This is a genomic window from Flavisolibacter ginsengiterrae DSM 18136, from assembly GCF_059568575.1.
The window spans coordinates 28,934-41,260 of sequence record NZ_JCANTR010000025.1 but is presented as its reverse complement, the minus strand read 5'-3'; the positions used below and the strand labels follow the sequence as shown (position 1 = coordinate 41,260).

Here is a 12,327-nt window from a genome sequence, read left to right as displayed (position 1 = left end):
ACAATTGCCCTGGCTTGTAGCTAATAAATTATGGCATTACTTAAATATGAATCGCAGGTAAGACCACCGTTGGTAGTGGGTGACAAAGATTACCACCAGGTAACAGAAGACATTTGCCGTCCTGTGGAAGCCCGTCCTTCAACGCTTTGGTGGGTTGGTTTTATTATCTCTGTTTTAATGCTTTTGTTTGGTGTTGTATCCGTTACCCGCGAGGTTTGGTTTGGTACCGGCCAATGGAACCTGAACAAGACCGTTGGTTGGGGATGGGATATTACCAACTTCGTATGGTGGGTGGGTATTGGTCACGCCGGAACACTGATCTCTGCGATCCTTTTGCTTTTCCGCCAGGGATGGAGAACGGGTGTGAACCGTGCTGCTGAAGCGATGACCATCTTCGCCGTAATGTGCGCCGGTCAGTTCCCTATCTTCCACATGGGTCGTGTGTGGAATGCATTCTTTACGCTTCCTTATCCAAATACACGTGGTCCTTTGTGGGTGAACTTCAACTCACCCCTGTTATGGGACGTATTCGCGATCTCAACATATTTTACCGTTTCTCTTCTCTTCTGGTATGCAGGTTTGCTGCCTGACCTGGCAACACTGCGCGACAGGGCCCGGGAAAAATGGAGAAAAATGTTTTATGGTATCACAGCTTTCGGATGGACTGGTTCTACCAAGCACTGGCAGCGCCACGAAGCATTGTCACTGGTATTGGCAGGTCTGGCAACACCACTGGTACTTTCGGTACACACCATCGTATCCTTTGACTTTGCCACATCGGTAATTCCCGGATGGCACACTACCATCTTCCCTCCATACTTCGTTGCGGGTGCCATCTTCTCAGGATTCGCCATGGTGCAAACCCTGTTGCTCGTAACTAGAAAAGTATTGAACCTGCAGGAATATATAACCATCGAGCACATCGAGGTAATGAATAAAGTGATTGTACTGACAGGTTCTATCGTAGGTATCGCTTACCTCACGGAATTGTTCATGGCCTGGTATTCAGGTGTGAAGTATGAGTGGTTTGCTTTCGAGCAAAACAGGGTGAACCTGGCAAGTCCCTACGGATGGAGCTATTACCTGATGATGGGATGTAACGTTCTTTCTCCGCAGATCTTCTGGTTCAGGAAGATGAGAAGGAACCTGTATGTTACTTTCTTCATGTCCATTCTTGTGAATATCGGTATGTGGTTCGAGCGTTTTGTGATCATCGTTACTTCTCTTTACCGTGACTACCTGCCTTCTTCCTGGAGTACCTATTACTCACCAACCATCTGGGAGGTGGGATTCTATATCGGAACCTTCGGATTGTTCTTTACCTGTTACTTTCTGTTTGCTAAATTCTTCCCAGTTATTGCAGCGGCGGAGATCAAGCATATACTCAAGAAGAGCGGTAATAATTATAAGGAACAGATGACGGTAGTGGAGGAGGAATCGGTAGAAAAATTTGTGCACGACACGGCACACTGATAAAAATGGTGTGCAGGATATCGCACAAAACGAAAGAGAATAATAAAAACCAGAAACAATTAAAATGGCTATAAAAAAATTTGTGGTTGGGTGCTTCGATGATGAGCAGGTGTTGTTTCCTGCTGTCAAGAACGTAAGAAAAGCAGGTTACAGGATCCATGATGTGTACACTCCCATGCCGATACACGGTTTGGATGCTGCCATGGGTCTTAGAGATACCAGCCTTCACACAGCAGGATTTATTTACGGTATTGCCGGAACCACAACGGCTTTCAGCTTCATTACCTGGGTATTTACAACAGACTGGCCAATGAACATCGGCGGTAAGCCTTTCTTCTCCCTGCCAGCATGGATACCCATCATGTTCGAGCTCACAGTTTTATTTGCTGCAGTAGGCATGGTACTTACATTTTGTTACCTCTGCCAGTTGGCACCTTTTGTAAAAAAGGACCACTTCCACCTGCGTGCAACAGATGATCTTTTTGTCATGGCCATTGAGTGTTCAGATAAGACCAATGAAACTGAGGTCAGCCAGTTCCTTTCCAATATCGGAGCTATCGAGGTTACTACTCAATATAAAGAAACAGGCTGGTGGTTAGGCCGCTATGACAAGGAAACACAATTATTTGGTAAACCAACTGAAGCTGTCAGTTAATTAAACCTTATACGTAGATGAAAAAATTTGCAATTGCTGCAGGATTACTGGCCATAAGCTTTGGTTTTATCGGCTGCGGTGGAGCTCATGGAGATGACCCCGGCCATTCGTATATGCCGGATATGTATTACAGCCGCGCCTATGAATCCTATGGATATAATAATGTGGGTGGAGAAAGAGATAGCTTGAAAGCAAGAGGAATATTTTACAATGCGATGCCGGTTGCTGGTACAGTAGCCCGTGGAGAGGAATTATCTTATCACCTGAGTAATGATTCCGCTGGTTTAGCCGCCTCCAATGCTTTAAAAAATCCTCTGGATTCAGTGACAATTTCTCCGGTGAATATGAAGGAGGCTGAGCGTGTTTACCTGGTGAATTGCGCTATCTGTCATGGTGATAAGCTGGATGGTAATGGTCCTTTATGGAATGGTGGCAATGGTCCTTTCCCTGCTGCGCCCCGTAACCTGATGGATGATTATACAAAGAAGTTAAGTGATGGACATATTTTCTGGGTGATCACCAATGGTATCCGTACCATGGGAAGTTATGCTTCTCAAACTCACCCTGAGCAACGCTGGGCAATCATTAAATATATCCGTTCCAAACAAGGTGGTGGTGCTGCCAAGGCAGCAACTGATACTGCTTCGGCTACAGCAGCAAAACCTGCTGCAGCAACAGCTCAAAAGGATACAACCAAAGCAAAATAATTAGAGCATAGATAAAAAGATTGTAATGACAATTAGAGAACAATACGTAATACCCAAAAAATATAACATGCTTTCAATGGCTTTAATGGCCATAGGTTTGTTATCGATCATCATTTTGTTTATTACACATGGCTCCAAAAGCGGCGCTGAGAACGCAGTGGTAAGAGCCAGGTTCTGGGCTGCCCTTTTGCAGAACAGCGTTTACTTTTTACTGATCACCAATGCGGCTATGTTTTTTATATGCGCCACAACCCTGATGTGGGGTGGCTGGCAGCTTTCATTCCGCAGGGTCACTGAAGCTATTTCAGCCTGTGTTCCCGTTATTGGCATCATCACCTTTGTGATCCTGATGGCCATAGTTTTTGGTGGCGATCACATTATATACCACTGGACGGATGCAGAACATGTGCAACACGATCCAATTCTCCTGGGAAAGTCCGGTTTCTTAAATAAAACATTTTTCACTGTTTGGACGCTGATCACATTAATAGGCTGGTCATTGCTGGGTTATAAGATCCGCCGCATGTCCCGCGCTATCGATGATAATAAAATGACCATTGAAGAGGGAAGGAAATACATGTGGGATAATACAGTATGGTCTGGCGTATATGTAGTATTGTTTGGATTGACCGTTATGTCCTGTACTCCATGGTTCTGGCTGATGAGTATTGATGCACACTGGTATTCTACCATGTATAGCTGGTACACTTTTGCTAGCACCTTCGTAGCCGGAATTGCATTGATTACCTTGTTCGTAGTATTCCTGAAGAATAATAATTACCTGGAACTAACCAACAGGGAACATTTACACTCACTGGGTATTATGCTTTTTGCCTTTTCCATTTTCTGGACCTACCTCTGGTTCGACCAGTTCATGTTGATATGGTATGCGAACATACCTGAGGAGACTGTTTACTTTAAAGCACGCCTGCAGGGACCTTACAGGGGTATATTCTTCCTGATGCTAATCATTAACTTTTTAGCACCAATATTGCTGCTCATGACGCGGACAGCTAAGAGAAACTATGGTACTATGACCATGTTGTGCGTACTGATCTTATTTGGTCACTGGCTGGATTTTTTCCAAATGGTGATGCCTGGTCCCCTGACCGATCCCACAACAAAGCTGACCCATGTACCTTTCATGTTGGCAGATTTCGGAATTGCATTAGGTTTTGTAGGTTTGATCATGTTTGTTACCGTCAGGTCAATGGCTAAATGGCCGCTGATCGCTAAAAACCACCCATTCTTAAAAGAAAGCATTATACATCATACGTAGAAATTCCAGGGCCGCCGGTATCGTACCAGTGGCCTGAACAAAATAACTCATTAGAATATGTCAACTATCTGGATACTTGTAGCGTTTATTTTGGGATTTATTATTGTCTTTCAAATAGCCAAGGCAAGTGAATATGTAGCTATACTGAGAGGAGAAGACAAAACCCGCAAAGAATCCAACAGGGTCAATGCCTTTCTCTTGCTTGCCTTTCTCGTGGTAGGGCTTTTTGGAGTATGGTACTGCAATGAACAATTAAAAGATAAGATCCTTCCTGAATCAGCTTCCGATCATGGTGAGAAAATAGATACCATGATCTGGATCACTTTAGGTATCACCTTCTTCGTTTTCCTTATTACACAGATCCTGCTTTTCTGGTTTGCCTACAAGTACCAGGAAAAAGAAGGACAAAAAGCTTATTACTTCCCTCATAACAATAAACTGGAAGTGATCTGGACGGTGATCCCGGCCATCACACTGACAGTGCTGGTTGGTTTTGGTTTGTACTATTGGTTCCAGATCACCGGTGATGCGCCGAAGGATGCGCAATTGGTAGAGGTAACAGGAAGCCAGTTCAAATGGGAGTTTCGATACCCTGGAAAGGACGGCAAACTGGGAAGGAAATATTTCAAAGACATCAGCGAAACAAAACAGAATCCTCTGGGCCAGATCTGGAGCGATCCCGATAACCATGATGACGTCGTAGGAAGCCAGGAGATGCACATTATTGTAGGCAAACCGGTAAAACTTATCATCAATGCCAAGGATGTGATCCATGACGTGGGTCTGCCTCACTTCCGGATGAAGATGGATGCTGTACCAGGAATGCCAACCACCATGTGGTTCACCCCTAAGTTCACTACCCGTGAGATGAAAGAAAAATATGGCGAGGATTTCAATTACGAGATCTCCTGCGACCAGTTGTGTGGTAAAGGTCACTATAGCATGAGAGGTGTTGTAATTGTTGAATCAGCTGCAGAATTCAGGGTATGGCTGGCAAAACAAACACCACAGTATGTTACTGCCAATGCCCCGGCAACACCTGCTGCGCCAGCATCTGCTGTACCCGCAACACCAGCCGGTGGCGCTGCTAAAGATTCAACCGGTGCATCTAATGCTAATAAAACACGTAATTAAACCAAACGGTTAAACAATATTGATATGAGCAACGATTCAACAATACATGTGCATGAAGGAGCAGTGGAGCATGGCGTACACCACGATGGAGATGGACATCATCATCACAAGCAGAGTTTTGTTTCTAAATATATCTTTAGCCAGGACCATAAAACCATTGCCAAACAGTTTTTGATCACGGGTATGGCATGGGCCATTGTAGGTGCCTTGTTTTCCATCATCTTCCGTTTGCAGATAGGATATCCTGACCAAACCTTCCCATTTCTGGAAACCTTCCTGGGTAAATGGGCAAAGGGTGGCAAGATAGATCCGGAGTTTTATTATGCAGCGGTTACCATGCACGGAACCATCATGGTGTTCTTTGTATTGACAGCAGGACTAAGCGGAACCTTTGCCAACCTCTTAATTCCTCTTCAGATTGGTGCCCGTGATATGGCTTCTCCATTCCTGAACATGCTTTCATACTGGTTTTTCTTTTTAGCCAGTATCATCATGATATCTTCCTTATTCCTTTCTACAGGTGCGCATAGTGGTGGCTGGACAACCTATCCTCCTTTAAGTGCCCTGCATGAAGCTTCCTCTGGTTCTAAAAGAGGGGTGGACTTCTGGCTGGTGAGTATGGCCATGTTCATTGTTTCCCAGTTGATGGGTGGCTTGAACTATGTATCCACCATCCTGAACATGCGTACTAAAGGTATGAGCATGACAAGGCTGCCTTTAACTATCTGGGCCTTGTTTTTTACAGCCGTACTGGGTATCCTTTCTTTCCCTGTATTGCTTTCTGCAGCCATATTATTATTATTCGACCGTAACCTGGGTACCAGCTTTTACCTGAGTGATATCTATGTGGCCGGCCAGATCCTTCCGAATGAAGGTGGTAGCCCGGTTTTATACCAACACTTGTTCTGGTTCCTTGGTCACCCTGAGGTATATATCGTTATCCTTCCAACCATGGGTATGGTATCAGAGATCATGAGCATCAACTCCCGCAAGCCTATCTTCGGATACATGGCTATGGTGGGATCGTTATTTGCTATTTGTATCCTGGCGCTGTTGGTTTGGGCGCACCATATGTTTGTGAGCGGTATGAATCCTTTCCTGGGAGGCGTATTTGTTCTGCTTACTCTTCTCATCGCCATTCCTTCAGCCATCAAGGTGTTTAACTGGCTTACCACTATATGGAGAGGAAATATCCGTTTCACACCGGGTATGCTTTTCTCTATCGGTTTTGTGAGCATCTTCATCTCCGGTGGTTTAACAGGTATCTGGCTGGGTAACTCTACTATCGATATTCATATCCACGATACGTATTTCATCATTGCCCACTTCCACCTGGTAATGGGTGTAGCAGCATTCTTTGGAATGTTCGCAGGTATTTATCATTGGTTCCCCAAAATGTTCGGGCGTTACCTGAATAATACACTGGGATATATCCATTTCTGGGTTACGCTTACCGGCGCCTACCTGATCTTCTGGCCTATGCACTACATGGGACTGGCAGGTGTGCCTCGCCGTTACCTTGACTTCAGCCTGTGGACTTCCTTTAATAAGTTCGACAGCCTGAATAAAATGATCTCTATTGTTACCATCATAGTATTCTTTGTGAACCTGATGTTTGTTTTCAACTTCTTCTATTCCATTTTCAAGGGTAGAAAAGTCAGGACTACCAATCCATGGGATGCTACAACACTGGAATGGACGACACCAATTAACCCTGGACATGGTAACTGGGTAGGAGAAATTCCTGAAGTTCACCGTTGGGCCTATGACTATGGTAAGGATGGAAGAGATTTCATTCAGCAGACAGAACCAGTGCAACCTGGTGAAACAGGACATTAGAATAAAGTTGAGCAGTTGGAGCTATGAGATGTTTGGAAAAGATGTAGCTGAAGTATATAATAAGTTTTTTGAAATAAAGGTGTTTGCAGGCACGGTAAACAATGCAGGGAAATGGGCCACTCGGATCAGTTAGCAAACAACGCAAGGAACAATAAGTTGAAGGATTACCTGCAACTTACAAAGCCATCACTGAATATCATGGTGGTGTTCTCCAGCGTGATCTGTTACCTGATGGCACCCAAAGTGGTGGAGTACGACTGGCTCATGATCGCCTTATTGTTTGTAGGTGGCTTTTTGGTCACCGGTAGTGCCAACGCCATTAACCAGGCAGTGGAAAAAGATACGGATGCGGTGATGAAGCGCACCTCCAAAAGGCCTGTAGCTGCCGGACGCATGTCTGTTTCTGAAGCATGGGTTTTTGCAGTGATAACAGGAGTGGTAGGATGCTTTATCCTGGGTTATTTTTTTAATCCACTGAGTGCAGGGCTGGCAGCCTTCAGTCTTTTTTTATACGCGTTTATTTATACGCCTTTAAAAAAAGTGAATGCCATCGCTGTATTGATAGGGGCGTTTCCTGGAGCATTGCCTTGCCTTATAGGATGGGCGGCCGGGAATGATTCGGTCTTTGAAAATGGTCATGGCTGGAAAGATTATGGTGGCTGGGCCTTGTTTGGTCTTCAATTCCTGTGGCAGTTCCCGCACTTCTGGGCTATAGCCTGGATAGCGCATAAGGACTATACCACTGCGGGTTTCAAATTGTTACCTGCGGAAAAAGGACCTACCAAGTTCACGGCATTGCAAACCATCATCTATGCCCTTTTGTTAATTCCTGTTAGCATACTGCCCTATATCATAGGTCTGACAAGCTTCCAGGGGACAAAAGGAATTATATGCCTGGTGCTGGTACTGGTATCAGACCTATTCCTTGTATGGCAGTGCATACGGCTTTACAGGGAAATGGATGCTAAGGCTGCAAGGCGGGTGATGTTCAGCAGCTATATTTATTTGCCAATAGTATTACTGGCATTGTTGGCCGCGAAATTTTAAAAACGGATGAAAGTAGTAAAACTGATTACCCAGGGCTTACATTCGTATTATTCACCAAACCTGTGTAATCAGTGATTATGGATATAGTGAGCGCACAACAAAACAATAAGGTCCATCCACACAAATTCGTTTTGTGGGTTGCCATCGCCAGCATCATTATGATGTTTGCAGGGCTGACCAGTGCTTATATAGTTAAAAGCGGCCAGGCTAACTGGCAGGATGTAAGGTTGCCTAATACCTTCTGGTATTCAACAGCCGTTTTGCTTATCAGCAGCATTACCATCCAGGTTGCTTACAGGGCTATCAAGCAAAGAGAGATGACGCAGTACCGCTCATTGCTTATAGTGACATTGGTGCTGGGCATTGCCTTCGTGGTGTTGCAAAGCATTGGATTCAGGTGGTTGTGGGCGCATGGTGTTCATTTTGATGGTGCCGGCGCAGGACAGTTCTTATATATTTTGTTTGGCTTGCATGCCCTGCATGTGCTGGGTGGTATCATTGCTTTGATCATTATCATATTAAAGCAGTATACCGGCAAGACCAGGAGCTATAATACAGTACAGGCAGAAGTAATGAGCACCTACTGGCATTTTGTAGATGCGCTGTGGTTGTATTTACTGGTGTTCTTTGTTTGGATCGGGTAAAAAAGTTTGGTACCGGGCTTTATTCAATTTATTCCTGTAAAAAAGGAAAATAACAATTGGATAAATACCTGGATAGGATACATAAATAAGAAGTGATGGTAATGGTTCACAGGAGCAATTACCGGCTACTAAAAACTTGAAATTGAATATGGCAACAACTGCTGCGGCAACAAAAACAAATTGGTGGAATGGAGGTAAAAGCCCATTCAATGTAGAGTATGGCAAGCTGATGATGTGGTACTTCCTGATGAGTGATGCCTTCACCTTTGGAGCATTCCTGATCTCTTATGGCACCATCCGCTTTTCTCAAAACGTCTGGGCAGACCCTAACGTAGTGTTCAATGCATTCCCAGGTGCGGGGCATACCAACCTGCCACTTGCCTTCGTGAGTGTGATGACCTTTATTTTGATCATCAGCTCCGTTACCATGGTGCTGGCGGTACATGCAGGTCATAACAATGACAAGAAAGGCGTGATGAAATGGCTGGCATGGACCATTGTAGGTGGACTGGCTTTCCTTGGTTGCCAGGCATGGGAGTGGCATCACCTGATCACCGGTGAACATGTTGTCCTGATGGATAACCACCTGGACGTGATCGGTCAAACTACCAGGGTAAATCCCTGGGGACAACTGGTGAACCCGGCCACAGTAATGAACGCCTTACAAAATACACCGCATGATGCGCTGGTGAAGATCGTTGGTTCTCACCACCATGATATGACGGAGGTGCAACTGGCAGCCCTTTCAGACAACCAGTTAAAAGGCATGATCGATGCAGCTGAATTACATGTTAGGGAAACCGGTCCTGTTGCATTCGGCGGATTTTTTTATGGTATTACAGGATTCCATGGATTCCACGTATTTTCAGGAGTTATCATTAATATTATTATGCTGATCATGACCAGCAAGGATGTTTTTGCTAATAAAGGTCATTACCTGATGATAGAAAAAGCAGGTCTCTACTGGCACTTTGTAGACCTGGTATGGGTATTCGTATTCCTTTGTTTTTATCTAATCTAAATTTTTGAAGAATTATGGAGCATCAAAATATATCATCAGAGATCACCTACCAGCATCATATTGAGGATACCGAATTTAAAAAGCGGATCCGCAAGACCACCATCCTGCTTTCTGTCATTACAATGATAGAACTGGGTATAGGCCTGACTATATATACCCTGCATAAAGGTGAACATCCAAGTCATTTATTGGTGCTGATGTTCAAAGGCATGGTATGCATACTTACCCTGGCAAAAGCTTATTACATCGTTAGTGTGTTCATGCACCTTGGCGATGAGATCAGGAATATGATCATGACAGTTGTCGTTCCGCTTATGTTATTCATTTGGTTTATTGCTGCCTTCCTTTGGGATGGCAATGCCTTCAAATCAAATCGTAACCGTTATGACAAGTATAAGATGGAGAAGACCATGGAAAAACCTGCGACAGGCGTTGATACAACGCAACATGGGTTTGGCGGTTAATGTCCTGTTATAATGAAATGTACTTACCACCGTCATCATAATTTTGTGACGGTGGTTTTTTTTATCATAGAACTATAGATTACTGTATCCATTTATTGCTGGTAATCTTTCCTTTTTTCTGTGAAACCAGTGTTTTATGAACAAAAAAGCGATCTACGGGATCTTATTGACGGTCTTACTTCCTTTGATTGGTTATATCTATTTAAAAAATGCCACAGAATCGGCGGCACCCATGCCCCGGCATTTTATTCCTGATTCCGTGGTCACCCGTACGAAGAACGGCAAGCAATACAACGACACTACCTGGCATAAATTACCCGATTTTAGTTTTACCAACCAGTTAGGTCAAAAGGTTTCCTGGGCTGATATGGAAGGAAAAATAGTGGTAGCGGATTTCTTTTTTACGCATTGTCCAACGATCTGCCCCGGCATGACTAACAATATGAAGTCATTACAGAATGGTATCAAGAGCACGGAAATGGTAGGCAATACAAAGGCAGACTTCATTCAATTCCTTTCCTTCAGCATTGATCCTGAACGAGACAGTGTCGAGCGATTGAAAAAATGGGCTGACCGGTTCCAGATAGATCCGCAAAACTGGTGGTTGCTCACAGGTGACAGGAAACAGATCTATGACATGTCGATCAATGACATGAAATTACTGGCCCAGGATGGCGGACCTGTTGATTCCAACTTCCTGCATACTGACTATTTTGTACTGATAGACAAGAACCGGAATATCCGGGGTTATTACCACGGCCTTGATTCGAATGCCTTATCGCAATTATCAGAAGATATAGTGTTACTGTCCATGGAAAGAGACAGGAAGGCTAAATCCTTTTTTGCCGGCAAACTGGAATTGATAGCTATCATATTTATGATAGCAGGTATCGGGCTGGTAGTTTTAATGAACCTGCTTAAAAAAGAGAACAAAAGACTATGAATATAGCATTGGTCAAAAACGACCGCAACGCTAAAATATGGATATACAGCTTTTCTGTTTTTGTATTCCTGGCAGTGACCGTATTGGAGCGGGTTACCATCAATGTGGATCTTGGTTTTGATCCACATGTTCTGGCATTGATCAATGCGGTCATCAACACTACGGTTTCCATATTATTGGTAGCAGGCTTGATAGCAGCGAAGAGCAGGAAACTGACGCTGCATAAAAATATTATGCTTACAGCCATTGGGCTTTCTGTCATATTTCTTATTACCTATATCCTTCATCACCTGTTTGCAGGTTCCACCTTGTATGGTGATCTTGATAAGAATGGAATTGTAGATGCATCTGAAAAAGCCACCGCAGGCGGAATGCGTTACTTCTATTTCTTTTTGCTTGGTACGCATATCCTGCTGGCAGGTATTTCCCTGCCTTTCATTTTGTTTACTGCCTACCGTGCCCTGATCAATGAAAATGACAGGCACCGTAAGATTGCTAAGATCACCTGGCCCTTATGGTTCTATGTAGCAGTAACAGGACCAGTGGTGTACCTGATGATCAGTAAATACTATTGATCTTTCTTTTTGATCTGCAGTTCTTCCCAGGGTGTAGTGCCATCTTTTTCCCTGGTAAAGATGTATTCATCCGATTGCTGCAGGATGATCTCCGCTGTAGTGTAGATAATATTACTGTCCAATAAATGGCCTCCGATGGTTTTACCTGTGCTATCGCTGATGCTTATGTGCATATGAGAGCCATTGACAGAAACCGTTCCGGTAAGGCTGACGATCTCAAAATGTCCCTGTCCCTTACTGGCACCCGGCTGGTTGGCGAAGCGAATACTGTAATCTGTAAGGCTGCCCGCGCAGCTAACGATCCATCCAGCCTTGATGTCATTAGCTTTTACAAAAGATTCGATCCCTTTTCTCAGGTCTTCGCCCGGCTTTAATCTTAGTGCATATGTTTTGGTCATAGTATGCTGGCAGGAGATGAATAGAAAAATACAAACAACTAATAATTTATTCACGCTGTGAAAATACTATAATACATTGGAGTGTTTGTCCAACCCAATATTCCTACTTTAAGTTTAAATATTAAATTGTCAGGTAAATGAATAAGTA

General features: G+C 44.0%; 13 protein-coding genes. 12 read left to right on the top strand and 1 reads right to left on the bottom strand.

Annotated features, from left to right (window positions below):
• Positions 1-30: 30 nt before the first annotated feature.
• From nrfD to BP74_RS19240, 12 genes are all read left to right on the top strand, one after another.
• Positions 31-1,473, top strand: coding sequence for an NrfD/PsrC family molybdoenzyme membrane anchor subunit (nrfD, locus tag BP74_RS19295; protein WP_496376753.1), 1,443 nt, complete (start codon positions 31-33; stop codon positions 1,471-1,473).
• Positions 1,474-1,537: 64 nt separating this feature from the next.
• Positions 1,538-2,128, top strand: a complete 591-nt coding sequence (locus BP74_RS19290; RefSeq protein WP_496376751.1) for a DUF3341 domain-containing protein — start codon at positions 1,538-1,540, stop codon at positions 2,126-2,128.
• A gap of 17 nt (positions 2,129-2,145) precedes the next feature.
• On the top strand, positions 2,146-2,835 hold the full coding sequence (locus tag BP74_RS19285; protein ID WP_496376749.1) for a c-type cytochrome: 690 nt from the start codon (positions 2,146-2,148) through the stop codon (positions 2,833-2,835).
• A gap of 25 nt (positions 2,836-2,860) precedes the next feature.
• Entirely contained in the window at positions 2,861-4,114 is a 1,254-nt protein-coding gene (locus BP74_RS19280; protein ID WP_496376747.1) for a quinol:cytochrome C oxidoreductase, read from the top strand.
• Between the two features lie 57 nt (positions 4,115-4,171).
• Positions 4,172-5,248 (top strand): cytochrome c oxidase subunit II, encoded by a 1,077-nt coding sequence (locus BP74_RS19275; protein ID WP_496376745.1) that lies wholly within the window; start codon positions 4,172-4,174, stop codon positions 5,246-5,248.
• A gap of 24 nt (positions 5,249-5,272) precedes the next feature.
• Positions 5,273-7,087, top strand: a complete 1,815-nt coding sequence (locus tag BP74_RS19270) for a cytochrome c oxidase subunit I (RefSeq protein WP_496376743.1) — start codon at positions 5,273-5,275, stop codon at positions 7,085-7,087.
• A 111-nt stretch (positions 7,088-7,198) separates the two neighbouring features.
• The gene (cyoE, locus tag BP74_RS19265; RefSeq protein WP_496376741.1) at positions 7,199-8,134 is read left to right on the top strand and encodes a heme o synthase; all 936 of its coding nucleotides are present in this window, start codon (positions 7,199-7,201) and stop codon (positions 8,132-8,134) included.
• A gap of 77 nt (positions 8,135-8,211) precedes the next feature.
• Positions 8,212-8,778 (top strand): cytochrome c oxidase subunit 3, encoded by a 567-nt coding sequence (locus tag BP74_RS19260; RefSeq protein ID WP_496376739.1) that lies wholly within the window; start codon positions 8,212-8,214, stop codon positions 8,776-8,778.
• Between the two features lie 148 nt (positions 8,779-8,926).
• Positions 8,927-9,799 carry a cytochrome c oxidase subunit 3 gene (locus BP74_RS19255; protein WP_496376737.1) on the top strand — a complete coding sequence of 291 codons (873 nt, stop codon included), beginning with the start codon at positions 8,927-8,929 and terminating at the stop codon, positions 9,797-9,799.
• 14 nt (positions 9,800-9,813) lie between these two features.
• Positions 9,814-10,263 (top strand): cytochrome C oxidase subunit IV family protein, encoded by a 450-nt coding sequence (locus BP74_RS19250; protein ID WP_496376735.1) that lies wholly within the window; start codon positions 9,814-9,816, stop codon positions 10,261-10,263.
• A gap of 136 nt (positions 10,264-10,399) precedes the next feature.
• Entirely contained in the window at positions 10,400-11,206 is an 807-nt protein-coding gene (locus BP74_RS19245) for an SCO family protein (protein WP_496376733.1), read from the top strand.
• On the top strand, positions 11,203-11,781 hold the full coding sequence (locus tag BP74_RS19240; RefSeq protein WP_496376731.1) for a DUF420 domain-containing protein: 579 nt from the start codon (positions 11,203-11,205) through the stop codon (positions 11,779-11,781). The genes BP74_RS19245 and BP74_RS19240 overlap by 4 nt, the downstream gene beginning before the upstream one ends.
• Here the strand turns inward: BP74_RS19240 and BP74_RS19235 are convergent.
• Positions 11,775-12,233 (bottom strand): PPC domain-containing DNA-binding protein, encoded by a 459-nt coding sequence (locus BP74_RS19235; protein ID WP_496376729.1) that lies wholly within the window; start codon positions 12,231-12,233, stop codon positions 11,775-11,777. The genes BP74_RS19240 and BP74_RS19235 overlap by 7 nt on opposite strands.
• Positions 12,234-12,327 lie beyond the last annotated feature (94 nt).